Source organism: Bacillus sp. K7 (assembly GCF_053903245.1).
Genome location: NZ_CP096406.1, coordinates 3386505 through 3413463, shown reverse-complemented (window position 1 = coordinate 3413463; position 26959 = coordinate 3386505). Strand labels below are relative to the sequence as shown.

29 protein-coding genes are annotated in these 26959 nt (G+C 45.0%); 13 read left to right on the top strand and 16 right to left on the bottom strand.

Going from position 1 to position 26959, the window contains the following annotated elements; all coding sequences use genetic code 11:
* Positions 1 to 31: 31 nt before the first annotated feature.
* Entirely contained in the window at positions 32 to 2320 is a 2289-nt protein-coding gene (locus M1D98_RS17415; protein ID WP_435576293.1) for a beta-L-arabinofuranosidase domain-containing protein, read from the top strand.
* Between the two features lie 58 nt (positions 2321 to 2378).
* Here M1D98_RS17415 and M1D98_RS17410 read toward each other — a convergent pair whose 3' ends face one another.
* A complete protein-coding gene (locus tag M1D98_RS17410; RefSeq protein ID WP_268559156.1) occupies positions 2379 to 3260 on the bottom strand; it encodes a LysR family transcriptional regulator in 882 nt (293 codons plus the stop codon).
* Between the two features lie 122 nt (positions 3261 to 3382).
* Here M1D98_RS17410 and M1D98_RS17405 point away from each other — a divergent pair, with 122 nt between their 5' ends.
* Both M1D98_RS17405 and M1D98_RS17400 read left to right on the top strand, forming a co-directional pair.
* Complete coding sequence (locus M1D98_RS17405) at positions 3383 to 3928, top strand: NAD(P)H-dependent oxidoreductase (protein ID WP_435576292.1); 546 nt, start codon at positions 3383 to 3385, stop codon at positions 3926 to 3928.
* Positions 3925 to 4149 carry a hypothetical protein gene (locus M1D98_RS17400; RefSeq protein WP_268538454.1) on the top strand — a complete coding sequence of 75 codons (225 nt, stop codon included), beginning with the start codon at positions 3925 to 3927 and terminating at the stop codon, positions 4147 to 4149. Before M1D98_RS17405 ends, M1D98_RS17400 begins: the two co-directional genes overlap by 4 nt.
* A gap of 27 nt (positions 4150 to 4176) precedes the next feature.
* Here M1D98_RS17400 and M1D98_RS17395 read toward each other — a convergent pair whose 3' ends face one another.
* Genes M1D98_RS17395 through chrS form a run of 3 tightly spaced genes read right to left on the bottom strand, consistent with a single transcriptional unit; the run spans position 4177 to position 5794 of the window.
* Positions 4177 to 4713 (bottom strand): chromate transporter, encoded by a 537-nt coding sequence (locus tag M1D98_RS17395; protein WP_039075272.1) that lies wholly within the window; start codon positions 4711 to 4713, stop codon positions 4177 to 4179.
* Positions 4710 to 5303, bottom strand: a complete 594-nt coding sequence (gene chrB / locus M1D98_RS17390; protein ID WP_039075273.1) for a chromate efflux transporter subunit ChrB — start codon at positions 5301 to 5303, stop codon at positions 4710 to 4712. Before chrB ends, M1D98_RS17395 begins: the two co-directional genes overlap by 4 nt.
* Before the next feature lie 14 nt (positions 5304 to 5317).
* Complete coding sequence (gene chrS / locus M1D98_RS17385) at positions 5318 to 5794, bottom strand: chromate efflux transcriptional regulator ChrS (protein ID WP_010328843.1); 477 nt, start codon at positions 5792 to 5794, stop codon at positions 5318 to 5320.
* Between the two features lie 213 nt (positions 5795 to 6007).
* On the opposite strand from chrS, the gene ggt reads away from it, so the two are divergent.
* Positions 6008 to 7585 (top strand): gamma-glutamyltransferase, encoded by a 1578-nt coding sequence (gene ggt, locus M1D98_RS17380; RefSeq protein WP_456279784.1) that lies wholly within the window; start codon positions 6008 to 6010, stop codon positions 7583 to 7585.
* 4 nt (positions 7586 to 7589) lie between these two features.
* Here the strand turns inward: ggt and M1D98_RS17375 are convergent, their stop codons facing one another.
* From M1D98_RS17375 to cotG, 3 genes are all read right to left on the bottom strand, one after another.
* Entirely contained in the window at positions 7590 to 7934 is a 345-nt protein-coding gene (locus M1D98_RS17375; RefSeq protein WP_435576290.1) for a DUF4181 domain-containing protein, read from the bottom strand.
* 156 nt (positions 7935 to 8090) lie between these two features.
* The gene (locus tag M1D98_RS17370) at positions 8091 to 8708 is read right to left on the bottom strand and encodes a flavin reductase family protein (protein ID WP_121643433.1); all 618 of its coding nucleotides are present in this window, start codon (positions 8706 to 8708) and stop codon (positions 8091 to 8093) included.
* 167 nt (positions 8709 to 8875) lie between these two features.
* Positions 8876 to 9511: a spore coat protein CotG gene (cotG, locus tag M1D98_RS17365; protein WP_121643432.1), complete on the bottom strand. Its 636-nt coding sequence runs from the start codon at positions 9509 to 9511 to the stop codon at positions 8876 to 8878.
* Positions 9512 to 9656: 145 nt separating this feature from the next.
* Between cotG and cotH the strand changes: the two genes are divergently transcribed.
* Complete coding sequence (gene cotH / locus M1D98_RS17360) at positions 9657 to 10748, top strand: spore coat protein CotH (RefSeq protein ID WP_121643431.1); 1092 nt, start codon at positions 9657 to 9659, stop codon at positions 10746 to 10748.
* Between the two features lie 37 nt (positions 10749 to 10785).
* Here the strand turns inward: cotH and alsR are convergent, their stop codons facing one another.
* Positions 10786 to 11673: an acetoin biosynthesis transcriptional regulator AlsR gene (gene alsR, locus M1D98_RS17355; RefSeq protein ID WP_010328837.1), complete on the bottom strand. Its 888-nt coding sequence runs from the start codon at positions 11671 to 11673 to the stop codon at positions 10786 to 10788.
* Positions 11674 to 11831: 158 nt separating this feature from the next.
* On the opposite strand from alsR, the gene alsS reads away from it, so the two are divergent.
* The 3 genes from alsS (at position 11832) to M1D98_RS17340 (ending at position 14998) form a co-directional block, all read left to right on the top strand.
* On the top strand, positions 11832 to 13544 hold the full coding sequence (alsS, locus tag M1D98_RS17350) for an acetolactate synthase AlsS (protein WP_121643430.1): 1713 nt from the start codon (positions 11832 to 11834) through the stop codon (positions 13542 to 13544).
* Between the two features lie 61 nt (positions 13545 to 13605).
* Complete coding sequence (gene budA / locus M1D98_RS17345) at positions 13606 to 14373, top strand: acetolactate decarboxylase (protein ID WP_010328835.1); 768 nt, start codon at positions 13606 to 13608, stop codon at positions 14371 to 14373.
* A gap of 97 nt (positions 14374 to 14470) precedes the next feature.
* A complete protein-coding gene (locus M1D98_RS17340) occupies positions 14471 to 14998 on the top strand; it encodes an NAD(P)H-dependent oxidoreductase (protein WP_268559150.1) in 528 nt (175 codons plus the stop codon).
* A 39-nt stretch (positions 14999 to 15037) separates the two neighbouring features.
* On the opposite strand, the gene M1D98_RS17335 is transcribed toward M1D98_RS17340, so the two are convergent.
* From M1D98_RS17335 to M1D98_RS17300, 8 genes are all read right to left on the bottom strand, one after another.
* The gene (locus M1D98_RS17335) at positions 15038 to 15340 is read right to left on the bottom strand and encodes a DUF3892 domain-containing protein (RefSeq protein ID WP_121643428.1); all 303 of its coding nucleotides are present in this window, start codon (positions 15338 to 15340) and stop codon (positions 15038 to 15040) included.
* Between the two features lie 154 nt (positions 15341 to 15494).
* Positions 15495 to 16034: an SH3 domain-containing protein gene (locus tag M1D98_RS17330; RefSeq protein WP_268559149.1), complete on the bottom strand. Its 540-nt coding sequence runs from the start codon at positions 16032 to 16034 to the stop codon at positions 15495 to 15497.
* 108 nt (positions 16035 to 16142) lie between these two features.
* Complete coding sequence (gene rbsB / locus M1D98_RS17325; RefSeq protein ID WP_268552140.1) at positions 16143 to 17060, bottom strand: ribose ABC transporter substrate-binding protein RbsB; 918 nt, start codon at positions 17058 to 17060, stop codon at positions 16143 to 16145.
* Positions 17061 to 17072: 12 nt separating this feature from the next.
* Positions 17073 to 18041 carry a ribose ABC transporter permease RbsC gene (rbsC, locus tag M1D98_RS17320; RefSeq protein ID WP_121643425.1) on the bottom strand — a complete coding sequence of 323 codons (969 nt, stop codon included), beginning with the start codon at positions 18039 to 18041 and terminating at the stop codon, positions 17073 to 17075.
* 1 nt (position 18042) lies between these two features.
* Positions 18043 to 19524, bottom strand: coding sequence for a ribose ABC transporter ATP-binding protein RbsA (gene rbsA / locus M1D98_RS17315; protein ID WP_268559147.1), 1482 nt, complete (start codon positions 19522 to 19524; stop codon positions 18043 to 18045).
* Between the two features lie 15 nt (positions 19525 to 19539).
* Complete coding sequence (rbsD, locus tag M1D98_RS17310) at positions 19540 to 19935, bottom strand: D-ribose pyranase (protein WP_121643423.1); 396 nt, start codon at positions 19933 to 19935, stop codon at positions 19540 to 19542.
* Positions 19932 to 20813: a ribokinase gene (rbsK, locus tag M1D98_RS17305; RefSeq protein ID WP_456279783.1), complete on the bottom strand. Its 882-nt coding sequence runs from the start codon at positions 20811 to 20813 to the stop codon at positions 19932 to 19934. The genes rbsD and rbsK overlap by 4 nt, the downstream gene beginning before the upstream one ends.
* Positions 20806 to 21795: a LacI family DNA-binding transcriptional regulator gene (locus M1D98_RS17300; RefSeq protein ID WP_268522408.1), complete on the bottom strand. Its 990-nt coding sequence runs from the start codon at positions 21793 to 21795 to the stop codon at positions 20806 to 20808. Before M1D98_RS17300 ends, rbsK begins: the two co-directional genes overlap by 8 nt.
* Positions 21796 to 22576: 781 nt before the next feature.
* Between M1D98_RS17300 and pgsB the strand changes: the two genes are divergently transcribed.
* The 5 genes from pgsB (at position 22577) to M1D98_RS17275 (ending at position 26947) form a co-directional block, all read left to right on the top strand.
* Positions 22577 to 23758: a poly-gamma-glutamate synthase PgsB gene (pgsB, locus tag M1D98_RS17295; protein WP_121643420.1), complete on the top strand. Its 1182-nt coding sequence runs from the start codon at positions 22577 to 22579 to the stop codon at positions 23756 to 23758.
* A 14-nt stretch (positions 23759 to 23772) separates the two neighbouring features.
* Positions 23773 to 24222, top strand: coding sequence for a poly-gamma-glutamate biosynthesis protein PgsC (pgsC, locus tag M1D98_RS17290; protein WP_003227889.1), 450 nt, complete (start codon positions 23773 to 23775; stop codon positions 24220 to 24222).
* An 18-nt stretch (positions 24223 to 24240) separates the two neighbouring features.
* Positions 24241 to 25383 (top strand): capsular polyglutamate synthetase PgsA, encoded by a 1143-nt coding sequence (gene pgsA / locus M1D98_RS17285; protein ID WP_121643419.1) that lies wholly within the window; start codon positions 24241 to 24243, stop codon positions 25381 to 25383.
* 14 nt (positions 25384 to 25397) lie between these two features.
* On the top strand, positions 25398 to 25565 hold the full coding sequence (edmS, locus tag M1D98_RS17280) for an extrachromosomal elements maintenance protein EdmS (protein ID WP_268559143.1): 168 nt from the start codon (positions 25398 to 25400) through the stop codon (positions 25563 to 25565).
* A 140-nt stretch (positions 25566 to 25705) separates the two neighbouring features.
* A complete protein-coding gene (locus M1D98_RS17275) occupies positions 25706 to 26947 on the top strand; it encodes a C40 family peptidase (protein ID WP_456279782.1) in 1242 nt (413 codons plus the stop codon).
* The last annotated feature ends 12 nt before the right edge of the window (positions 26948 to 26959 follow it).

Genomic DNA, 26959 nt, shown 5'->3' with positions numbered 1-26959 from the left:
GAATGATGAAACGTGATAGGGGGAGATCAAGATGGAAGATGTAACATTGTTAAAAGGCATGTTTTATGATTCTCAGATGAAAGGGAAGGAATATTTGCTTTTTTTGGATGTAGACCGTCTTTTGGCTCCTTGTTATGAGGCTGTATCACAGACGCCTAAAAAACCGCGCTACGGCGGGTGGGAGGCAAAGGAGATTGCTGGGCATTCGGTCGGCCATTGGCTGTCCGCCGCATCAGCTATGTACCGGGCATCCGGGGACGAAGAGCTGAAACGGAAAACAGCGTACGCAGTGAATGAACTGAGTCATATCCAGCAATTTGATCAAGAGGGATATGTAAGCGGTTTCCCTAGGGCGTGTTTTGATGAGGTGTTCAGCGGTGATTTTCGGGTGGACCACTTTAGTCTGGGAGGTTCTTGGGTGCCGTGGTACAGCCTCCATAAACTGTTTGCGGGATTAATAGATACGTATCGGCTGACCGGCAATCAGACGGCTTTACGTGTTGTCGTCAAGCTGGCTGACTGGGCAAAAAAGGGGCTGGATCGCCTGAACGATGAGCAATTTCAGCGAATGCTGATTTGTGAGCATGGCGGTATGAATGAGGCGATGGCTGATCTTTACCTGCTGACGAAAAACAAAGCATATCTTGAACTTGCGGAACGTTTCTGCCATCGCGCCATTCTTCAGCCTCTGGCGGAGGGGAAGGATGAGCTTGAAGGAAAGCATGCCAATACCCAAATTCCAAAGGTGATCGGCGCCGCCAAGCTGTACGACATTACTGGCAATGAAGCGTATAGGAATGCAACGCTCTTCTTTTGGGAACAGGTTGTCTATCAGCGTTCCTACGCAATTGGCGGCAACAGTATCGGAGAGCATTTCGGAGCAGAAGGCAGCGAGGAGTTAGGGGTGACGACCGCGGAAACGTGCAATACGTATAACATGCTGAAATTGACAGCGCATTTATTCCGGTGGTATCAAGAATCCAAATTTATGGATTACTATGAAAATGCGCTTTATAATCACATACTTGCTTCCCAAGATCCCGATTCGGGCATGAAAACCTATTTTGTTTCTACACAGCCGGGGCATTTTAAGGTGTATTGTTCACCGGAAGATTCTTTTTGGTGCTGTACCGGCACAGGAATGGAAAACCCCGCGCGCTATACGAAGCATATCTATCATATAGACCGAGACGATCTGTATGTGAATTTATTTATTCCTTCACAAATACATGTACGGGAAAAACACATGCTGGTAGCCCAGGAAACCTCTTTCCCAGCAGCGGAACAAACCAGGCTGATGGTGGAAAAAGCCGACGGCGTGCCTATGGCGCTTCATATTCGCATACCTTATTGGGCACATGGCGGCCTTAAAGCTGCGGTCAATGGGAAACGAATTCAACCGGTTGAGAAAAATGGGTATCTTGTGATTCATAAACATTGGAACACAGGTGATTGTATTGAGATTGACCTGCCGATGAAACTCCATCTGTATCAAGCGAAGGACGATCCTAAAAAAAACGTCCTGATGTATGGACCGGTCGTATTGGCTGGAGCACTTGGGACCGAACGCTTTCCTGAAACAGATATACTTGCTGATCATCTCGCTCTTAATAACCATCCGTTAATTGATGTCCCTGTATTGGTAGCGGATCAGGGTCAGTTGGATCAATGGGTGACGCGGGTAGATGAATCATCACTCGTTTTTCAAACGAAACCGGTTGGCCAGCCGGGGAATAAAGAAATGACTTTAATGCCGTTCTACAATGTGCATCATCAGCGATATTCCGTGTACTGGTACGTGATGAGCGAAAAGGAATATCTTGATTTTACAGATGAAGAAAAAGAAAAGCAGGAAATCATCAGGCGCATAACAGTAGATGCCGTTCAGCCTAATGAACAGCAGCAGGAGATAGAACACCACCTGAAAAAACAAAACTCTTACTCCGGTTACGCGGATATAGTTCACAGAGGCTGGCGAGACAGCAGAGGAGACGGCTTTTTCAGTTATGAGTTGAAAACAGAGCCGAGTCAACCCATGTATTTGCTAGTCACGTATTTTGGAAGTGATGATACCTTTCAAGCGGAAGAACAAACATACGAAAGACATTTTGAGATCATGATCGATGATCAATTACTGGCCAGGCAGCAGCTGAAGGCAAATCACCCGGGAAAGCTTTTTGATGTATGTTATGACATTCCAGTTGCTTATACGAAAGGAAAAGAAAGAGTAACCGTCACGTTTAAATCCAGAGAGGGAACAGCAGCTGGCGGAGTGTTTGGGGTAAGGATGATAAATGAAAAAATGGTTTTCAATAAATAATATCACTATCAATTGCTTGTTCACTCAAAAACTTGCGACCCATAGGCCGCAAGTTTTTTTATTTAAATGTTTTCCGCGTCAAATCGATAAAAGCCTTTAATGGCGCAGACATCCACTTGTCCTTATGCCATGCTAATTGAGTGAAAACGGGGCAATCGCTCTGCCAATTGAGTTCTTTCATCCGGCCTGCTGCAATATCATCTTTTACTGTCATTTCAGGCAAGATTCCGATTCCAAGTCCGGCCATGACGCATTGTTTGATGGCTTCTATGCTGACGAATTCCAGTTTGTTAGGGTAGACACCGGAGTTATGTAAAGTGTTCTCAAAGAGCGTGCGGTACGAGCAGCCGTCCTCTGTCAGCAGAAGAGTTTCGTTTTGAAGATCCTTCAATGTTACTGGTGAATCCACAGGAAAAAGATGGTCGTTAGCAGCCACCATTTTGATCTCATCCTGAATCAAAGATTCCACGTGCAATGTGTCGTCCGGCCTGTTTATATCCAAGATGAAGGTAATATCAAGCTGGCCCTGTATGAGCTGTTCTTTCGCTTGTTCATTGGAGATATATGGTTTGAATATGAGCTTTACTTGTGGAAAAGCTAGCTTAAATTCTTTTATGATAGGCGGAAGGCGGTATGTGCACTGGCTTTCCGTCGCCCCGATTTTTAAAGTGCCTGTTGTTTCTTTTACTTGATTTGCGGCCATTTTTGCTTCTTCTGTTAATGTAATGATCTTCTCCGCATAGGACTTGAATGTTTTACCGGCTTCTGTCAGGACGAGCCGCTTGCCGAGCCGCTCGAATAAAGGAGTCCCGATTTCTTCTTCAAGTGATTTGATCTGGGAGGTAACGCTTGATTGCGCATAATTAAGCATCTTGGCGGTAAGGGTGAAGTTTACCTGTTCTGCCGCTGTAATAAAGGTGATCAACTGCTTCAATTCCACCTGTTCTCTTCCTTTCTAAATCGGTTTTATCGATTGAATTCATCGAAATAATCATCTGTATTGATTGATGAATCCATTATATGATGAAGAAAATCATTCGTAAACAAAGGAGCAGATGCATCATGAAAATTGCGGTTATTAACGGCGGAACTCGGCCTGGCGGGAATACGGATATTCTTGTGGAGAAAATTGTTCAAGGATTCGACGCGGAACACATTTATTTGCGTCAATATCATATTCTTCCAATGGAAGATTTGCGGCATGCTGAAGGCGGCTTCTGCCCGGTTCAAGATGACTACGATTCAATCATTGAGCGGGCATTGCCATGCGATATTCTTATATTCGCTACCCCCATTTATTGGTTCGGTATGTCAGGAACGTTAAAGCTATTTATTGATCGCTGGTCTCAGACATTGAGAGATCCCCGATTTCCTGATTTTCAACAACAAATGTCGATGAAGCAGGCATATGTGGCGGCAGTGGGCGGAGACAGCCCTAAAATAAAGGGGCTACCGTTGATTCAGCAATTTGCGCATATTTTTGCATTCATGGGGATGTCTTTTAAAGGCTATATATTGGGAGAAGGCAATCGTCCCGGCGATCTTCTTCATGATCATCAGGCGCTGTCCGCTGCGAGCCGATTATTGAAAAGAAATGATACGATATGAAGTTTCTGTTATCAATCATTGCTGGCATGCTGATGCTGGCATTCTTTTTCATTTGGATAGCGCCGCCTGCTGATTGGGTTCAAATTGAAACAACTAATTCGCATCAGACTAAGAAATCTGTGAGGATGGCAGGGGCTACGCTGCAAATCAAGCACATCAAGAAGAATGATGCAGGCGAAGAAACAGTTATCATATCGTACAGCATTTCGGGACCAAAATAAAAAAGCACCTGTTTCGGGTGCTTTTCTTTACAAATGAGGGATCACAAGGCCGCCATACAAAAATGCCGCGATAATCAGAAATGCGGGATGCATCTTGAATTTGGTCATGGCAAGGAGGGAAATCCCTGCAATCACTCCCGATTGGATCCAGCCGATAGCTTGAATGCCATCAGCGCCGAGTTGCCAAGTAAGAATGAGCATCATGACCGCGATGACAGGCTGGACGGATAGCGTCATGCCCTTGATGACGGGCGATTGGCGGAAGCGTTGAATGATGCGCAGCAGGACGATCAATGCGAGCGCCGACGGTACGACGGTTGCGATCAGGGCAACCAGAAAGCCGGGCCATCCGCCGGCGCTGTACCCGACATAGGCGGCGATTTTGGTTGCGATCGGGCCCGGCAATGCGTTCGCAAGCGCGAGCATATTAGAGAATTGCTCGTTTGAAAGCCAGCTGTATCTGTTGACAACTTCTTCAAACATCAGCGGGATAGACGCGGGTCCGCCTCCGTATCCGAGCAGGTTTGCGATTAAAAACGCCATAAATAAATAAATCATGGTCATGAGGCTGACATTCCTTTATCTTTTGAATGTTTATTTGTCATTTTGTCTTTCAATTTAAAATGAAACGCTCCGTACGCTAAGAAAATGATAATGACAAGGCCGGGATTGATCTGTAGCGTTTGCAGGCCGATAAAAGCGATAATGAAAAATAGGATACCGGTGACCCAGCCGAAACCTTTAAGCGCTTTTTGGCCAAACTCGTACGCCATAATGCCAAGCATTACTGCAATCACTGGTGTTACGGCACCTATCATGCCGGCAACAACGGCTGAATGGCTTAAAACATTTACAGCTGCAAACAGGCCCACCATCGCAAGACATGTAGGCAGAATGTGGGCGAGTGTCGCCACGATTGCACCTAACGTGCCTTTCAGCTTGAAGCCAAGATACGCAGCCATTTTTGTGGCAATCGGTCCGGGAAGCGCATTCGCAATCGCTAATATTTCTCCGAATTCGTCATCATCAATCCATTTATATTTATTGACTGCTTCATGGCGGATCAGCGGAATCACAGAAGGTCCGCCGCCGAACCCTAAAATTCCTGTGCGTACCATTGCGGCCGTCATATCCCGATAAGGGTGATTTTTCATTCGTTTCTCTCCTTTTACAGCTTCATTCCCATGCGGCTTTTGTATCGTTTGATCAGCATCTGGCAATCAACGCTGACGACGCCTCGCAGCGGATACAGCCGTTTTGTTAAAAACTCTTCCATTTCTTGATCGTTGGCAAAGATCCCGTGCATATGCAGCTTGCTCGGTCCTGTCATGTGATAAAGGCTGGTGACCGCGGGCTCTTCCTCAAGCTTGAGAGCGACCTCTTCTAAAAACTGCGGCTCGACCTCGACATTGAAAAACACGGATACATGGTTGCCGATTTTAGCAGGGTTAATGACAGCGGTGAATTTTTCAATAACACCGGCTTCGATTAACTGGTTGATGCGAGACTGTACGGCGACTCGTGATAAATCAACTCTTTTGCCAAGATCCGTATAAGATATCCTGCCTTCCTCGTGCAAAATGGTGAGAATTTGTTTGTCGATCTCATCAAGAACAAGGTTGGGGATTTGATATTCATGACTCAATTGCTCCACCTGCTTTCGTTGCCTTTTAGCCTTCATTTTATCACAAAAATTACGTTTCGAATGAAATTTTTTTCATTTGTTTTCAATATGAATAAAAAGTTGCCTTTTTGTTTTCGAAAAGGAGAAAGTTCGTCAGTTTTTCTGCCGGATTTGTAGATGTGGAATATCAGGCTCTCTATACTGAAGAAAATTTCTTCAAAAAGGGGACTTGTGATGAACAAATCTGTCATCGGAACAAAGCAAATGGTCGTCAGCCCGCATTATCTTGCTTCTCAAGCTGGAAACCGCATTTTGGATAAGGGAGGAAATGCGTTTGATGCCGCTGTTGCTGTGAGTGCTTGTCTGGCAGTTGTGTACCCGCATATGACAGGGCTTGGCGGGGATTCCTTTTGGCTGGCCTTTCATCAGAGAACAAAGAAGGTGAGAGTTTACAATGGAAGCGGCCGTTCGGGAAAAAAGGTAACGAGAGCTGTATACAAAGGGAAAAAGGTAATCCCGCCGCGGGGAATTGACAGTGCCATTACAGTGCCGGGGATGGTTGATAGCTGGGATGCGATACTGAAGGAGTACGGACGTATGTCGCTTGCGGAGGTGCTGAAGCCTGCACACGGTTATGCCCAACATGGTTTTCCAGTATCAGCTGATCAGTGCCGTCACACAGAAACAAATCTTGAACTGCTGGCCTCCACGCCTTATACGGCCGACCTCTTCACAAGAAGCGGCAGAGCGCCTGTCCCGGGAGAGCGGTTTGTGCAAAAAGAACTTGCAGACAGTTTGAACATGATTGCTGAAAAAGGAAGAAGCGCGTTTTATGAAGGAGACATCGCTCAGCGAATGGTCTCGTATTTACAGCATAATGGCAGCTGCATGTCACTCGATGATTTTAAAGCGCACCAAGGCGAGTGGGCTGAGCCTGTATCAAGTGATTACAGAGGGTACAGGGTGTATCAGGCACCGCCGAACTCGCAGGGATTCACCGGTTTACTGACGCTGAACATTTTGGAAAACTATGATTTCCGTCACATTGAGCACGGCTCTTTTGAGTATTATCATGTGCTTGTGGAGGCGTTGAAAAAGAGCTTTATAGATCGGAATGCCGTCCTGACTGATCCGGCGTTTGCTGACATCCAGCTTGAAAGGCTTTTGGACAAAACATATGCGAAACAATTGGCGGAAGAAATCGGTTATCTGGCGGAACCGGCGAAAAGCAGGCCGGTTGGAAGCGACACGGCATATGCGGCCGTCATCGATGCGGATGGCAACGCAGTGTCATTCATTCAAAGCTTGTACTTTGAATTTGGCTCGGCAGTCACTGCTGGCGATACAGGCATATTACTGCAAAACCGAGGGTCATTTTTCTCATTGGATCCAAATCATGCCAATACGCTTGAACCGAGAAAGCGCAGCTTCCATACACTGATGCCGGCTATGGCCTGCAAAGACGGAAAACCGAAAATCCTGTACGGCACACAAGGCGGCGAGGGCCAGCCGCAAACCCAGACAGCCATCATTACAAGAATGCTGGACTACGGAATGCATCCGCAGCAGGCAATCAGTGAACCGCGCTGGGTATGGGGCAGAACGTGGGGAGAGGAATATGAAGGTCTTAGAGTCGAGAGCAGGTTCACAAAGGATACCATTGAAAGGCTGAAAGACAGGGGACATCTCGTGGAGGTTGTCGGTGACTATGATCCATTGATGGGACACGCTGCGGCGATCATAGTGGATGAGGAAGGCTTCCTCCAAGGCGGAGCCGACCCGCGGGGAGACGGAGCGGCAGTGGGGGTTTGAGGTGCTAGATGAAAATACAAATGTAAATAAAAATGATGAGAAATAGGAAAGTACTAAATAAGTAGCGTACGTATTGTTTTTCTTCACGCTCATATTTCCATTCCATAAATGTACGGAAACCATTTATCACGAATAGAAAGAAAACAAGCATCATCTCTGGCGGAAAGCGTAATAAAGAAAAACCTAATAAAATGAGCAAAATGACTTCCAGCAGTCCTTGTGTGCTATTCACAGGTTTATACCACCAAGACGGTTTAGAGATGCCTAGTTTTTTTCGGGCATAGACATAAAAAACAGTATTGATAAAAACCGCGACCAGTATCACAATCAAAAAATGAGTGCCTGACATATAAATCCCTCCTAATCTATCTGTATATACGGCGTAAAGAGGAAAAACGTTTCATAAAAGAACACCCGATGTTCACCGGGTGTTCTTTTTATAGGCAACACTTTATGATCTCAAGGTCTTTTTGACTAGTTTCTTCTATTTAAATAGTCCTTTTGTTCAGCTGGGGCGAATGAGTGTAAATTCTTCGCCGAGCTTCGCATAGTGGTTGCCCGCTAATCTTGAGGCAGGTTTTAATTCGTCAGTCAAAACATATCCTTTTTCTGCATCATACACCTTTTCATCGAGGTGGAAACAGACGACTCTGCCGATGAGCAGATCCGCTGTGGTGACGCCTTGGTCATTGTCGAACGTCATATGCCGCTCTAGTGTGCATTCAAAGCGAATGCGGGCTTCCTTAATGCCGGGAACCGAAACAGCTTTGCTTTCGACGGAGTGAAGCGAGGTGCATGTGAGTTCGCTTTCGTCCGGCCCTAAGCTTGCCGCCGTTTCATTGATGTCTTCAATGATGGCTTCATCACTGACATGAACGACAAATTCTCCGTTCTCCACCGCGTTTCGAGCTGTATCTTTTTGGTGTCCTCCCGCCCGGTTAACAGAAATGCTGAGAAGCGGAGGATCTGAGCTGACAACGTTATAAAAACTAAAAGGCGCGGCATTTACCGCTCCGCTTGAAGAAAGTGTGGTTACAAAGGCAATAGGGCGGGGGATGACGGCACCTGACAATAGCTTGTATGTGTCTTTGGCACTTAGCTGATCAGCTTGAAATATGTACATAGCAACAACCGCCTTTATCGTTAGAATACCTTGATTATAACGGAATGGTCTCAAGGAAACCAAATGCTGGGTGGTTGCATATGTTATGTCATGACATATATCTAATATAGGGAAATGAAAAATAGGCTCCGTACGTCTGCCGGCAGCCTATGGATTGATAAACATATTTATTTGTATTTCTTTTTGACTACCCAGCAATTGCCGTCTTTCCAGAACTCTTTTTTGCTGTGAAAATCATCGTCTTTTTTGTGGCGATAGTGGTGGTGCGGTTTTTTGTAGTGCTTTTTGTGAGATTTTTTATCTGGATAATATGGTTTGTTGTGTGACCGGTATGACTTTTTGCAGCTGCGGGATCTTCTCTTGTGAGAACAGTACGATTTTTTATGGCTGCGAGATCTCTTGTGAGAACAGTACGATTTTTTATGGCTGCGAGATCTCTTGTGAGAACAGTACGATTTTTTATGGCTGCGAGATCTCTTGTGAGAGCAGTACGATTTTTTATGGCTGCGGGATCTCTTGTGAGAACAGTACGATTTTTTATGGCTGCGGGATCTCTTGTGAGAACAGTACGATTTTTTATAGCTGCGGGATCTCTTGTGGGAGCAATACGATTTTTTATGGCTGCGAGATTTTTTGTGGGAGCAGTATGATTTTTTATGGCTGCGAGATTTTTTGTGAGATCCGCACGACTTTTTATGGCTGCGTTTTTTTCCTTGAGGCTCCTGATATAAATAGTCTTTTAAACCTTCTTTTTTTGCGGATTTCACCGCTTCTTTGATGTCAGAATGGGAATAGTGGCCCAATTTGAAATCCTCCTTTGTTGAAAATGATGTTAAGGATTTAAGATCCTTATTACCCACATAGTACGCAAGTGTTTAAAAAGTGTATAAGTGTTCCGCTGAGATCACACAAAAATAAAAAGCCTAAATAGATAAGGGGGGCGTATGGATGAAGAATCAATCTCATTTACCGCTTTATCAGCTGTTTGTTCATCCAAAAGATTTGCGTGAATTAAAAAAGGATATATGGGACGATGAGCCGGTGCCGGCTGTCATGAAAATCAATCAAAAAAGGCTGGATATTGATATTGCTTATCGGGGATCACATATCAGGGACTTCAAAAAGAAGTCATACCATGTTTCTTTTTATCAGCCGAAAACATTCCGCGGCGCACGGGAGATTCACTTGAATGCGGAGTATAAAGATCCTTCCATGATGAGAAACAAGTTGTCTTTGGATTTTTTCTCAGAGCTTGGGACGCTGGCACCGAAGGCAGAGTTTGTGTTTGTAAAGGTGAATGGGAAAAATGAAGGGGTTTATCTTGAACTTGAATCCGTTGACGAGTTTTATTTAACGAAAAGGAGGCTGGCGGAAGGGGCAATTTTTTACGCGGTTGATGATGATGCTAATTTCTCTCTAATGAGCGATTTGGAAAGGGAAACGAAGACATCGCTTGAGCTTGGATATGAAAAGAAGACAGGGACTGAGGAAGATGATTTTTATTTACAGAATATGATCTTTAACATAAATACTGTCCCTAAAGCCCAATTTAAATCAGAAGTGACAAAACATGTGGATATCGATAAGTATTTGCGCTGGCTCGCCGGCATTGTATTCACCTCAAACTATGACGGGTTTGTCCACAACTACGCGTTGTATAGAAACAGCGAAACCGGATTATTTGAGGTGATTCCTTGGGATTATGATGCCACCTGGGGCAGGGATATCCATGGCGAGCGGATGGCTGCCGATTACGTAAGAATTCAAGGATTTAATACACTAACCGCCCGGATTTTGGATGAACCCGATTTTCGGAGGTCCTACAAGCACCTGTTAGAAACAACGCTCCACTCTCTTTTTACAATAGAATATATGAAACCGAAAATAATGGCGATGTATGAACGGATTAGGCCGTTTGTCCTGATGGACCCATATAAAAAGAATGACATTGAGCGTTTTGACCGTGAGCCAAATGTGATATGTGAATATATATTGAAAAGAGCTGACTATCTCAAAAGTGAGCTTGATGTGTTATCCTGACGATAAACGGGCGATCCGGAGAACGGGGCGCCTTTTTTTATTTCCGGTCATTTACCGATTTGCATATATCAACAAATTGTCCCAGTACAGGGTTTTGGCTGTCTTTTCGATAGGCGATGATCCATTCTGCTTTGAGCTGAAAATGGTCAACGCTTCGATACGTAACATCAAGATTAAACAGCCGTCTGGCCGAGGATGGGACAATGGTAATGCCGATACCCGCTGTCACCAATCCGATCACCATTTGATATTCTGTCGCTTCCTGAACGATATTCGGCACAAAACCCGCGTTTTCACAGAGTTGAATAAAATCGGTATATAACGTAGGCCACGCTTCTTTGGAAAGGGTGATGATCGGTTCGTTTTCCAAATCTGTAATGTCGATTGATGTTTTTAATGCAAGCGGATGCTGCTTTGGCAATGCAAGGATGCATGGACTGCTTTGGGTTGTCTCAATTTGCAGCTCGGGATGTTCTAACGGCGGATGGAGAATGCCGATGTCGATATTTCCCTTGAGCAATTCCTCCTGCTGCCGGTATGAAGCGATTTCTTTCAGTTCAATTTTCACAGAGGGAAATTTTTTACGGTATTCCCGGATGATCGGCGGCAGAAATTCATATGTAGCTGATCCGACAAAACCAATGACGAGATGGCCGTGCTCGCCGCGAGCAGTTCGCTGGGCCAGTTCAATTGCTTGATCAATTTGCATCAATGCGGTGCGGCAATGATGTAAAAATATTTCCCCTGCCGCGGTAAGCTCTACAAATCGTTTTGTCCTCTTGAGAAGCGTCACCCCGACTTCTTTTTCCAGCTGTTTGATCTGCTGGCTGAGAGGAGGCTGTGTCATGTTCAGCCGAAGCGCAGCCTTTCCGAAATGAAGCTCTTCGGCTACTGCGATAAAGTATTGAAGATGGCGAAGCTCCATTCAATATGCATTCCTTTCTTAGGTTAATAATTCGTAATACATATTAATCATAAGGCGAATCGATATTGGAGGTCAATTTCCAAAGAGTGTATAGTGAAACATATCACAAGAAATATTTAAAATTTTATGTTTAAAATGCATAATAAGGAGTGAGGGTGTTGACAAAAGCAACAAAAGAACAAAAATCCCTTGAGAAAAGCAGAGGGGCGGAGCTTGTTGTTGATTGCTTAGTGGAGCAAGGTGTCACACATGTATTTGGCATTCCAGGTGCAAAAATTGATGCGGTATTTGACGCTTTACAAGATAAAGGGCCAGACATTATCGTTGCCCGGCATGAACAAAATGCAGCATTTATGGCGCAAGCAGTCGGCCGTTTAACTGGAAAACCTGGAGTTGTGTTAGTCACATCAGGACCAGGTGCTTCTAACTTGGCAACAGGACTGCTGACAGCAAACACTGAAGGTGACCCTGTCGTTGCGCTTGCTGGGAACGTGATCCGTGCAGATCGTTTAAAACGGACACATCAATCTTTGGATAATGCGGCGCTATTTCAGCCGATTACAAAATACAGTGTAGAAGTTCAAGATGTAAAAAATATACCGGAGGCTGTTACAAATGCATTTAGGATTGCGTCAGCAGGTCAGGCTGGGGCCGCTTTTGTGAGCTTTCCGCAAGATGTTGTGAATGAAGTCACAAATACAAAAAGCGTGCGTGCTATCGCAGCGCCAAAACATGGTCCTGCAGCAGATGATGCAATCAGTGCGGCCATTGCAAAAATCCAAACAGCGAAACTGCCCGTCGTATTAGTCGGCATGAAGGGCGGAAGACCGGAAGCGATTAAAGCGATCCGCAAGCTTTTGAAAAAAGTGCAGCTTCCATTCGTCGAAACCTATCAAGCAGCCGGGACTCTTACAAGAGACTTGGAGGATCAATATTTTGGCCGTATCGGTTTGTTCCACAACCAGCCTGGCGATTTATTGATTGAGCAGGCGGATGTTGTTCTGACAATCGGCTATGACCCAATTGAATACGATCCGAAATTCTGGAATGTCAATGGTGACCGGACGATTATCCATTTGGATGAAATACTGGCTGACATTGATCATGCTTACCAGCCGGAGCTTGAATTGATCGGTGATATTCCATCCACACTCAATCACATTGAACACGATGCTGTGAAAGTGGAGTTTGCTGAACGTGAGCAGAAAATCCTTGCAGATTTAAAACAATATATGCATGAGGGTGAGCAGGTTCCTGCCGATTGGAAATCAGACAGAGTGCATCCTCTTGAAATTGTAAAAGAATTGCGAAACGCAGTCGATGATCATGTGACAGTGACTTGCGATATCGGTTCACACGCGATTTGGATGTCACGTTATTTCCGCAGCTATGAGCCATTAACATTAATGATCAGTAACGGTATGCAAACACTCGGGGTTGCACTTCCTTGGGCAATCGGCGCCTCATTAGTGAAACCGGGAGAAAAAGTCGTATCTGTCTCAGGTGATGGCGGTTTCTTATTCTCGGCGATGGAATTAGAGACGGCAGTTCGTTTAAAAGCGCCAATTGTCCACATTGTATGGAACGACAGCACATATGACATGGTTGCATTCCAGCAACTGAAAAAATATAACCGTACATCTGCGGTCGATTTCGGAAATATCGATATTGTAAAATATGCGGAAAGCTTCGGAGCAACCGGCTTACGCGTAGAATCACCAGACCAGCTGGCGGATGTGCTGCGTCAAGGTATGGACGCCGAGGGTCCTGTCATCATTGATGTACCGGTTGACTACAGTGATAACATTAATTTAGCAAGTGACAAGCTTCCGAAAGAATTCGGGGAACTCATGAAAACGAAAGCTCTCTAGCACTCTGCACATCACGACACTGTTTGATGAACAGCACTAAACAAAAGGAGTGAAGGGAATTATGAAACGTGAAAGCAACATTCAAATGCTAAGCCGCGGCCAAAAAGAGAAGCCTGTGAGCCAGATTTATCAAGTATCAACAATGACTTCTCTATTGGACGGGGTGTATGACGGGGATTTTGAACTGTCAGAGATTCCAAAATACGGAGACTTCGGTATCGGAACCTTTAACAAACTTGACGGAGAGCTAATTGGATTTGATGGTGAATTTTACCGTCTCCGTTCTGACGGTACTGCCACACCGGTCCAAAACGGGGACCGTTCTCCATTCTGTTCATTTACGTTCTTTACACCGGATATGACGCACAAAATTGATGCGAAAATGGCACGTGAAGAATTTGAAAAAGAGATCAACAGCATTCTGCCAAGCAAAAACTTATTTTATGCGATCCGCATTGACGGATTGTTTAAAAAAGTGCAGACAAGAACGGTAGAACTGCAAGAAAAACCTTACGTGCCGATGGTGGAAGCGGTCAAAACGCAGCCGATTTTCAACTTCGACAACGTGAGAGGAACGATCGTAGGTTTCCTGACACCGGCTTATGCAAACGGAATCGCCGTTTCTGGATATCACCTGCATTTCATTGACGAAGGCCGAAATTCAGGCGGACACGTTTTTGACTATGTGCTTGAAGATTGCACGGTTACGATTTCTCAAAAAATGAACATGAATCTCAGACTTCCGAATACAGCGGATTTCTTTAATGCCAATCTGGATAACCCTGATTTTGCTAAAGATATCGAAACAACGGAAGGAAGCCCTGAATAACAGAAAAAAGAAAGCCTTTTTGTACAGGGCTTTCTTTTTATTTGGCTCTTTTCCTGAATTTAGATAAAATAACGTCAAAAGGGCAAGGAGTGGTCTGATGAAAATATTGGTGCTGGCAGTTCATCCGCATATGGAGACTTCAATTGTGAATAAGGCATGGACAGAGGAATTGAGTCAACATGAGAATATCACAGTACGGGAGCTCTATAAGGAATACCCGGATGAAGCGATAGATGTTGCGAAGGAGCAGCAGCTTTGCGAGCAATATGACCGGATTGTCTTCCAGTTTCCGTTTTATTGGTACAGTTCCCCGCCGCTCTTAAAAAAATGGCAGGATCTTGTGCTGACTTTTGGCTGGGCTTTTGGTGCAGAAGGAAAAGCCCTGCATGGCAAGGAGTTGATGCTGGCTGTATCAACGGGGAGTGAAGCGGAAAAATATCAAGCGGGCGGAGCGAATCACTACTCAATCAGTGAGCTTTTGAAACCGTTTCAGGCCACGAGCAATCTAATCGGGATGAAATATCTGCCTCCATATGTGTTCTATGGCGTGAAATATGCAACCCAAGAGGAGATTGCCCTTAGTGCCAAACGGTTAACCGAATACATCCAACAGCCTTTTGCTTAAAATAAGCCCTGTCCAGCATGCGACAGGGCTCTTTTAAAATTAAAAATCCGGCAGCTCGGACAGGTTATTTTCCTTCAAACCGTCCGGTTCACTTCGCAAAATATCTCGACCATATTTATGGAAGACATCAACATGAGCGAGTTTTCCCTCTTTTGCTTCTGACAGTGCAGACGGATAGTCGAGCTCTCTACCTGTGTTCGTTTTTACTGCGATAATATTGTCTTCCTCATTTCTTCTGACGGCAACTATTTCTTCTTTTCCAGGTGGTGGAACAGATTGCTGCTGCTCCGCCGTTGTTTCCCGGTCTTTATACGCTTCATAGGCTGCTTCAAATTGATCCATACGTACACCTCCTTTTTTAAGGTGAACTAAAATACTGACGATCATGTATGCATTCGACAATATTTCCTGAGAAATATCTATGAATTTTGACAAATCAACCCATGATTTGCGAAGAAAAAAGGGATTCCGCATGAGAAACGGGATCCCTTTCAATTTATTTTGACATGTGTAAGTCCTTTGTTTTCATATATCCTGTCGCGCCGCCATAATCAACGAACACCCAATCAAAATCAAAACCGCCTTTTTTCGTCTTACTCCAGCCTAGAAAAGAAACGCTTGTGCCTGCTGGAAGAGTTGTAATGCTTTTTCCTTCAACGGATGTATACACATTCGTTTTTGCTTTTGTTTTTACCGTTGTAGCTGCTTTTACAATGTAATGAGTGGAGACAAAGCCTGTTTTTCCGTTTTTATAATGAACCTTTGCCCAGTCTGCGTTTGAGAAGGAAATCAGTTTTAAACTGTCGCCTAAGTGCAATATGCCTGCTTTAGGGCTTGAGGCGGAAGCCTTCGATCTGACGTTTAGTGCCTCTGCTGACACCAAATAAGAATCAATCGGATAGCTGTATAAATCATCAATGCTTACAGTTGTTTCTGGTTGTTGTGCATGGATCGTGCTCGCCACGCCCCCGGCAGAAGCCGCAGTCATTCCAGCTGCAAGTGCTAGAGCTGATAATGCTTTTGTCGTTTTTTTCATGTCGTTCCTCTCCTCACGTAAGAGAAATCATTCATCTCTATCTCTATTCACGTTTTCATAGATTGTTAAACATGAAAAAGGACCAGATAAAAATCTGATCCATGGAAATCACTTTTGTGTTTCAAGTTTGAGAGGCGCGGATATCATTTTTTTCACCTTTTTTCCGTGTAAAATATCATCTGCGGCTTCTGTAGCCAGTTTGCCGATCAAGTCAGGCTGCTGGGCGACAGTGGCCGAGAGCTTTCCATCTTTAATGGAAGCGAGAGCATCTGTATTGCCGTCAAAACCGATTACTGCAATGTCTTTTCCCGAACTGTTAATTGCCTCGAGAGCACCGAGCGCCATTTCATCATTGTGGGCAAAAACAGCTTGGATTTCCGGATGCCCCTGCAGCAGGTTTTCCATGACAGTCAGGCCTTTGGTGCGGTCAAAGTCAGCTGATTGTTTTGTGACAATGTCGAGCTTTTGATCTGCGATATGATGGAATCCTGAACCGCGTTCCCGCGTGGCAGAAGCGCCGGGTACGCCCTCAAGCTCTGCCACCTTTGCACCTTTTCCAAGTTTGTCGGCAATGTATTCCGCGGCCATTTCACCGCCTTTTACATTATCGGAAGCAACGAGGGTTTCCACTTTTCCTTTTTCGGCGGAACGATCGATGGTGACGACGGGCACATCGACTGAATTTGCATATTCTACTGCCGTTGAAATCGCCGAAGAATCAGTCGGGTTGATTAGCAACGCATCGACACCTTGTTGAATTAAATCTTCCACATCACTCGTCTGTTTCGATGAATCATTTTGAGCGTCGACAATGATGACTTTCATTCCCCGTTTTTCAGCTTCTTTTTCGATGCCCTTTTTTAATGAGACAAAAAAGGGATTGTTAAGCGTTGAGACGGACAAGCCGATGGTGAATTCCTTTTTGTTCCCCGAGTTTGACGGCTTTGCCCATTGGGGAGGCTCAAGCGAACAGGCAGTTAATAAAAACAATGATAATGTTAAAATGACGGATATAGCCTTTTTCATGAAAAAAACCTCCTATGCTGACTTCTTGCGGTCTAATAATACCGCAATTAAGATGACAATCCCTTTGACAACCAGCTGATAAAACGATGAGACGCCAAGCAGGTTGAGCCCGTTATTTAGTGTGCCGATAATCAGCACCCCGATGAACGTGCCGATAATGCGTCCGCGTCCGCCCGAGAGGCTGGTCCCTCCTAAGACGACCGCCGCGATAGCATCCAGTTCGTACGATTCTCCGGCAGTCGGCTGTGCTGAATGCAGACGGGAGGTCAATATGGCGCCGGCAAGGGCGGATAAAAGCCCGGCTAACGAATAGATCATCACTTTCACGCGCGTCACTTTAATGCCCGAGATGAGCGCGGCTTTTTCATTGCCTCCAATTGCGTATGTTCGGCGTCCGAACGGTGTTTTATGAAGAATCACCCAAAGGATGGCAAAGGCGAGAACCATCGTAATCGCCGGTACAGGAATGCCTAGAAAGTAACCGCGTCCGAACAGCTGAAAAGCGTAGTTTGTGCCAAGTCCGGTTATCGGATTTCCGTCTGTATACACAAGCGTCAGCCCGCGAAACACAGTCATGGTCGCAAGCGTGGCGATAAAGGGCGCCATTTTTCCTTTTGTGATCAATAATCCGTTGATCATCCCAAGTACAGCACCAATGATACAGCCGAGGATGATCGCGAGAACCGGATCGACACCGGATACAATCATCCCCGCGACTAAAGCGCTGGACAGAGCCAGAATAGCGCCGACAGAAAGATCAATGCCGCCTGTTAAAATCACAAAGGTCATGCCGAACGCGATTAATCCGTTAATGGCGACCTGGCGAAGCAGGTTCAAAATATTCAGCGGTTCAAGAAAGCTGGGATTTAAAATAGATACAATGATAACGAGAATAAATAAACCGAGAAACGGGCCGAGTTTTTGCATGACTCCGTCGAAGTGAATCCGTTTTTGTTCTGTTTGCAGCTGTTCCGTTTTCATACTACCGCCCTCCTGTGGCAAGTGTCATAATTCGTTCTTGAGTTGCTTCCTGCGCATTGATTTCTCCGCTGATTCTGCCTTCATGGACAACGATAATGCGATCGCTCATTCCGAGAATTTCCGGCAGCTCTGATGACACCATAATGATGGCGACCCCGCGCTCAGTCAGCTCATTCATCAGCGAATAAATCTCCCGTTTTGCGCCAACATCCACACCTCTGGTCGGTTCATCCAAGATGAGCACTTTCGGGCCGATGCCAATCCATTTGGCAATCACCACTTTTTGCTGGTTGCCTCCTGATAGATGGCGTGCGTGTGTTTCCGGTGATGCTGTTTTGATAGTCAGGCGTTTGATTAAAAGATCGACAAATTCAGTTTCCCGCTTGTGATCAATGAGACCTTTTGGAGAAAAACTGGCTAGATTGGGCAGCGCAATATTCTCGCGAATCGAAGTGTCGAGCAGCAGCCCTTCATCTTTGCGGTTCTCTGTAATAAAGCCGAGCCCTTTTTTCACCGCATCCTGCGGGTTCTTAATGACCGTCTTTTTTCCTGCGATCCATATCTCACCCGAGTCCAGCCTGTCAACACCGAACAGCGCTCTCATGATTTCTGTCCGGCCGGCTCCCATCAATCCGGAAATACCGACGATCTCACCGGAACGAACAGAAAAGCTGACATCTTCAAAACGTCCTTTGACGGAGGCGTTTTTTACCTCGAATATGTTGTCGCCGAGAGAGGGAGTCCGGTTCGGATATCGTTCAGTCAGCTCGCGTCCGACCATTTTTTTGACGACTTCATCAAAATCGGTTTCCGAGATGTTTGTTGTATCTACCGTTTTTCCGTCTCGCATGATAGTGATTCTGTCGCAAATCGCAAAAATTTCTTCCATGCGATGCGAAATATATACGATGGATACACCGTTCTTTTTTAACGCTGTAATGACCTCAAAGAGTGTGCTGATTTCCCGTTCCGTCAACGCTGCTGTCGGTTCATCCATAATGATGACCTCGGCATTTGTCATAAGCGCTTTTGCGATTTCGATCATTTGCTGCTGTCCGACGGAACAATCGCCCGCTTCCTGATCAAGAGAAAGAGAGACGGACAATTTATCAAATTGCTCTTTTGCTAGCGCTTTCATTTTTCTTGTTTGTAAAACGCCTAGCTTAGAGGATATCTCTTTCCCGATAAATAGATTCTCAAGAACGGTCATTTCCGGCCAGATATTCAATTCCTGATGGATAAAGGCGATTCCATGCTGTTCCGCTTCTTTCGGATTGGAAAAGTACGTTTCGTTCCCGTTTATACGGATTTGCCCTTTATCCGATTTATGCAGGCCTGTTAGTATATTCATAAGCGTGGACTTGCCGGCGCCGTTTTCTCCCATTAATGCGTGAACCTCACCAGGCGCGAGCTGAAAGGAAACACCTGACAGCACTTGGTTTTTTCCGAATGCTTTATGAATGTCTTTCATTTCAATCTGCATGTTCCATCCTCCTTTCTAGAAAAGCACACCCGCCTGCAGGATGCAGTTGGCATATGGTGTAAATTCACCTGTTCGTATGATGGCTTTTGCTTCTTTTGTCAGCAGCTTAAACTTCTCGTGAGAAAGGTATTCAATCTCCTGTTCAGAAAAAAGGGTCTCTAGAAATCTCGCATTCTCCTGATTAGCCGTTTTCATTTCAGACGCCGCAATGACTTTCTCGACAGCCATTTCGTCCGCTAGCACTGCCGCGGTATCCTGGAAAGCCGGAAGACCCGGCTTTAGTGAGAGATCAATTTTCAAAACGCCGTCAGGAACAGGCAGCCCCGCGTCTGCGATAACAATTTGGTCCGTGTGGCCAAGGTCGGCCAATAGCTTGGCAAGATGGCTGTTCAGTATACCGTGTTTTTTCATGACAACAGCTCCTCTACTTCTTTTCTTGTCGGCATTCCGCCTTGAGCGCCGAAGGAACAGACGGAAAGGGATGCGGCACGATTGGCAAACCGCAATGCGGCTTCAATGTCTTTTCCCTCTGCCAGAGCCACGGCGAAAGCTGCGTTGAACGTATCACCGGCTCCTGTTGTATCAACAGGCTCAACAGGGAAGGAGGGGATAAGCCGCTCATTGCTTCCGGCTGAATAGCGGACGCCTTGTTTCCCTTCGGTAATAAAGAGCTTCGCCGGGTAAAGCGCCAAGGCTTCAGAAACGGTAAGCCCTGGGAATAAGATTGACGCCTCGTGTTCATTCGGCGTGAGATAGGTGGCGTGATCAATTGTTTCCTGTTTCAGCGGCCGGGCCGGTGCCGGGTTGAGCATGATCGGAATATCGCGAGAATAGCAGTACCTGCACACCTCATCAACCGTTTCAGCCGGTATTTCCTGCTGGATCAGGACCATATCGACCTTTTCGATCTGGTTAAGCGCGTCTATCGCATAGGATGGAGTGATATCATCGTTCGCACCTTTGACGACAACAATGCTGTTATCACCCTCGGCAAGCACGATATGGGCTGTTCCGCTTTCTTTATATGTAACCGGTTCCATATAGTCAGTGCGAACACCGTTTGCTTTTAAATTATCCAAAATGGCTGTTCCATAATGATCGTCTCCAACCTTGCCGACCATAAACACGTGTGCGCCAAGTCTGGCAGCAGCAACGGCCTGATTTGCTCCTTTGCCGCCAGGAACAGTCTGAAAAGACGTGCCAAGTACTGTTTCACCGGCTTTGGGCCGTATGTCCGAGGTAACCACTAAATCCATTGAACAGCTTCCAATTACACAAATATTACGCATCATGATCTTCCTTTCTTGTCGTCTTTCTTCTTATATAGGTGACGGGCATTTGAATGGCCGTTTCTGACAGCGGCTGTTTTTTGATGATACGCACAAGCAGTTTGGCGGCTTCTTTTCCCATATCATATGCGGGCTGTTTAATTGTAGATAGGGGAGGGAACAGCAGCTCGCTTTGCGGTATGTCATCATAGCCGATCAGTTGAATATCCTCTGGCACGTTTTTTCCGCGGCGCAAAGCTTCATGTAAAACCGCAGCGGCTTGAATATCATTACTCGCAATCACACCGTCTGTCTCAGGATAAGCGGCAAACAGCTCCTTCGCCATCGATTGCGCATCCTTGAAAGAAAATGAAGGCGTCTCGATGATCTGAAAATCAATGTCAGCCTGCTGTAAGGCTTCCAAAGCGCCGTGAAAGCGGTCTTGAGCGGTTGGCAGGTGTGCGGGGCCCCTCAAGAGTGTAATGCGCTGGCTTTTTCCGTGAATGATGGCTTCGGCCGCTAATTTTCCTCCGGTACGGCCGTCACTGGATACAGATGGAGCGCCTTCAGGTGTTCGATCCAGAAAAACGACTGGGTGATTCATGCCGCTGTATTCCTCAAGGTCCGGATAATTCGTTGCGGCAATAATGCCCGCGACATGATTTTGCTTAAAGGTTTGAAGGTACTCAAGTTCTTTTTTCAATTCCTCGTCACTGTTTCCGAAAATAAGGCGATAGCCTTCCCGGTTCAATTCATCCTCAGCACCGCGGGCAAGCTGGGGGAAGAAAGGGTTTGTGATATCCGGGAGCAAAAGCCCTATCAGCCGGGATTCTCTTTTGTAAAGAGAGCGGGCGACTTCGTTCGGAAAATAGTTCAGCCTCTCCATTGCCGCTATGACACGCGTTCTCGTTTCTTCGTGGACATAGCCGTTGTCATTCAGGACGCGGGAAACCGTCGCAACAGAAACGCCCGCCGCTCCGGCGACATCTTTAATAGTAGCCAAAACAGCTCCTCCTTATTTATGTAACCGTTTACATAGATAGATTATCATGAGTAATCCGAAGTTGGCAATCAAAATATCGAAAGACCTCTATTGTAAATGATAGATATATTTGTGAAATGTAAGGTTTTCACTCTTTTTTTGACAATGACTTCACAATTCTGGATGAAGATTTCTTGAACGAATATTAAGTTTTATTAAAATTGTTTCAAAGTCATGCATTTAGACCTGTAAATGTGTAGAAATAGAAAAGACTATACGCCCACAAAATGTTTAATTATGTTAGAGAATTCGGACCGGTATGATTGGCGTTTTCTTATATGAGCCCATTAGTCTTTTTGGAATAGGCCCCAGATTGCCTTTTCCATGCTGAAAGGATGACATGATGACCTTACCCTTAAGAAACAGGATAAACGATTTTGTGTTCATAAGAACCGAAAACACGCATGGTAGCGGGAAAAAGTTGAGATCACGGGTTGAAAAAAAGATTGATTTGAAATACATATTATATGCACACACCAATGGGTGACTATACGTCCAGAAGACTAACACGGAATAAATGAAAGCGCATTCCTTTTGCTTTTTAAAAAAAGAGATAAGGTGTGAGTCCTGCTGTTTTCCAAAATTAGAAAACAGTTTGTAGGTACAAAATCTCTTTCAAAAGAGAAGTTTGGCTTAGTGGATGAGGGAAGATTATGTTACATAATGCCGATTGAGAATTCATAGTGATTCTATATACTGATGAATGAATTTACAACAATATAGAAGGAGATGTCGAAAAGCAATGTGGTTACTCATTATAGCCTGTGCTGTCATACTGGTCATCGGAATATTAGAAAAACGACGACATCAGAAAAACATTGATGCCCTCCCTGTTCGCGTGAATATTAACGGCATCAGAGGAAAGTCCACTGTGACAAGGCTGACAACCGGAATATTAATGGAAGCCGGTTACAAAACTGTCGGGAAAACGACAGGAACGGACGCAAGAATGATTTATTGGGATACTCCGGAGGAAAAGCCGATCAAACGGAAACCTCAGGGGCCGAATATCGGCGAACAAAAAGAAGTCATGAAAGAAACAGTAGAAAGAGGGGCTAACGCTATTGTCAGTGAATGTATGGCTGTTAATCCGGATTATCAAATTATCTTTCAGGATGAACTTCTGCAAGCCAATATCGGCGTGATTGTCAACGTTTTAGAAGATCATATGGATGTCATGGGGCCGACGCTCGATGAAATTGCGGAAGCGTTTACGGCTACTATTCCTTATAATGGCCATCTTGTCATTACAGATAGTGAATATACCGAGTTCTTTAAACAAAAAGCAAAAGAACGAAACACAAAAGTCATCATTGCTGATAACTCAAAAATTACAGATGAATATTTGCGTAAATTTGAATACATGGTATTCCCTGATAACGCTTCCCTGGCACTGGGTGTGGCTCAAGCACTCGGCATTGACGAGGAAACAGCGTTTAAAGGAATGCTGAATGCGCCGCCAGATCCGGGAGCCATGAGAATACTTCCGCTGATCAGTCCGAGCGAGCCTGGGCATTTTGTAAATGGGTTTGCCGCAAACGACGCTTCTTCTACTTTGAATATATGGAAACGTGTAAAAGAAATCGGTTATCCGACCGATGATCCGATCATCATTATGAACTGCCGCGCAGACCGTGTAGATCGGACACAGCAATTCGCAAATGACGTATTGCCTTATATTGAAGCAAGTGAACTGATCTTAATCGGCGAAACAACTGAGCCGATCGTAAAAGCCTATGAAGAAGGCAAAATTCCTGCAGACAAACTGCATGATCTAGAGTACAAGTCAACAGAAGAAATTATGGAATTGTTAAAGAAAAGAATGCACAACCGTGTCATATATGGCGTCGGCAATATTCATGGCGCCGCAGAGCCTTTAATTGAAAAAATCCACGAATACAAGGTTAAGCAGCTCGTAAGCTAGGAGGAAATGCAGACATGTTCGGATCAGATTTATACATCGCACTTATTTTAGGTGTACTACTCAGTTTGATTTTTGCAGAAAAAACAGGAATCGTGCCGGCAGGGCTTGTTGTACCGGGATATTTAGGACTTGTGTTTAATCAGCCGGTCTTTATTTTACTTGTTTTGCTAGTGAGCCTGCTCACTTATGTGATTGTGAAATACGGTTTATCGAAATTTATGATTTTGTACGGACGCAGAAAATTCGCTGCCATGCTGATCACAGGGATTGTCCTGAAAATCGCGTTTGATTTTCTATACCCAATTGTACCATTTGAAATCGCAGAATTTCGAGGAATCGGCATCATCGTGCCAGGTTTAATTGCCAATACCATTCAGAAACAAGGTTTAACCATTACGTTCGGAAGCACGCTGTTATTGAGCGGAGCGACCTTTGCTATCATGTTTGTTTACTACTTAATTTAATGTAAGGTGTGTCAAACGATGAAAAAAGAACTGAGCTTTCATGAAAAGCTGCTAAAGCTGACAAAACAGCAAAAAAAGAAAACCAATAAGCACGTATTTATTGCCATTCCAATCGTTTTTGTCCTCATGTTCGCTTTTATGTGGGCGGGAAAAGCAGAAACGCCGAAGGTCAAAACGTATGCTGACGACGTTCTCTCCGCCTCATTTGTCGGCGATATTATGATGGGCCGCTATGTTGAAAAAGTAACGAAGCAAAAAGGGGCAGACAGTATTTTTCAGTATGTTGAACCGATCTTTAAAGCCTCTGATTATGTAGCCGGAAACTTTGAAAACCCGGTGACCTATAAAAAGAATTATAAACAAGCAGAAAAAGAAATTCATCTCCAGACGAATAAGGAATCAGTGAAAGTCTTGAAGGATATGAACTTCACGGTTCTCAACAGCGCAAACAACCACGCAATGGATTACGGCGCTCAGGGCATGAGGGATACATTAGAAGAATTCGCGAAGCAAAACCTTGATATCGTTGGAGCGGGATACAGCTTAAGCGATGCGAAAAAGAATATCTCGTACCAGAAAGTCAATGGGGTAACGATTGCGACACTTGGCTTTACGGATGTGTCCGGAAAAGGCTTCGCAGCTAAAAAGAAAACACCGGGCGTGCTGCCCGCAGATCCTGAAATCTTTATTCCGATGATTTCAGAAGCGAAACAACATGCAGACATTGTCGTTGTGCAGTCACACTGGGGACAAGAGTATGACAATGATCCAAACGACCGCCAGCGCCAGCTTGCAAGAGCCATGTCTGATGCGGGAGCTGATATTATTGTTGGCCATCACCCGCATGTTTTAGAACCGATTGAAGTGTATAACGGAACCGTGATTTTCTACAGCCTCGGCAACTTTGTCTTTGATCAGGGCTGGACGAGAACGAGAGACAGCGCACTGGTTCAGTATCACCTGAAGAAAAACGGAACAGGCCGCTTTGAAGTGACACCGATTGATATCCATGAAGCGACGCCTGCGCCGGTGAAAAAAGGAAGCCTTAAACAAAAAACGATTATTCGCGAACTCACGAAAGGTTCTAATTTCGAATGGAAAGCCGAAGACGGAAAATTGACGTTTGAAGTTGATCATAGCGACAAACTAAAATCTAAATAATCGGAGTGATAAAGATGAAATTTGTTAAAGCGATCTGGCCGTTTGTTGCAGTAGCGATCGTATTCATGTTTATGTCAGCTTTTAAATTCAATGATCATCTGACAGATCAGGAAAAGCAGAAAATTGATACGGAAATGCACAAAATCCAGCAGCAGGAAGAAACGGCAAGTATCAATAAATAATTCAAAAAAGAGAGTGCCTGTGGAGGCATTCTCTTTTTATTTGCCCAGCATACTCAGTTTGTAAAAATATCAAAAAGTCCCTTAACATATTGAAAAAATTACCGATGATAAAACTGCAAAAAGAGGAGGAGATAATAAAAGTGAACACACTGGCAAACTGGAAGAGGTTTTTGCTTGTGGCGGTTATCATTGTTTTTATGGGTTCAATTATCACAAAAGCGGAAATTGCGGAGGCTGATACGTCATCTGAACTGATGATCAGCCAAGCGAAAAAACTGCTTGGGTATCAGTATAAATACGGCGGCGAAACGCCGAAAGAGGGATTCGATCCGTCGGGATTGATTCAATACGTGTTAAGCAGAGCTGAGATTCATCTGCCGAGATCTGTGAAAGATCAGTACAAAGTCGGAACGGCCGTAAAGCCGGTAGACCTGAAGCCGGGAGACATTTTGTTTTTTAAGAAAAAGGGAAGCAGCGGGACTTCTCCGACACATGTCGCTTTTTACATCGGAGACGGCCAAATGATCCACAGCACACAGTCAAAAGGGGTTATCATCACCAATTACACAAAAAGCAGCTATTGGAGCGGCTCTTATATCGGCGCGAGACGCATCTTAGCCGATCCGGCAACTGCTAATGTTCCAGTCGTTCAGGAGGCCGAAAAATATATCGGCATTCCATATGTGTTTGGCGGAAGCACACCGTCAGAGGGCTTTGATTGCTCAGGGCTTGTGCAATATGTGTTTCAAAAGGCACTCGGCATTTATCTGCCGCGATCAGCCGAACAGCAGTGGACAGTCGGAGAGAAGGTAGCGCCACAGAACATCAAGCCAGGTGATGTCGTGTATTTCAGCAATACGTACAAAACCGGCATTTCACATGCGGGCATTTATGCAGGCGGAGGAAGATTTATTCAGGCAAGCCGGTCAGAAAAAGTAACCATTTCCTACTTGTCTGAGGATTACTGGAAGTCAAAGATGACAGGCATTCGCCGATTTAACAACCTGGCCATTCCGAAAGAAAATCCAATCGTGTCTGAAGCAACGCTTTATGTCGGAGAGGTTCCTTACAAAAAAGGCGGGGTTTCGCCAGAGACTGGGTTCGATACAGCTGGTTTTGTCCAGTATGTATATCAGAAAGCAGCCGGTATTTCTCTGCCTCGATACGCAACAAGCCAATACAAAGCCGGAACTAAGGTTCAGAAGGCGGATCTGAAACCGGGAGACATTGTGTTCTTCCAATCAACAAGCTTAAATCCCGCGATCTATATCGGAAACGGACAAGTTGTTCATGTCACATTATCAAATGGTGTGACCATTACCAATATGAACACGAGCACGTATTGGAAAGATAAATACGCTGGCAGCATACGGTTGCAATAATAAAAAGACTCC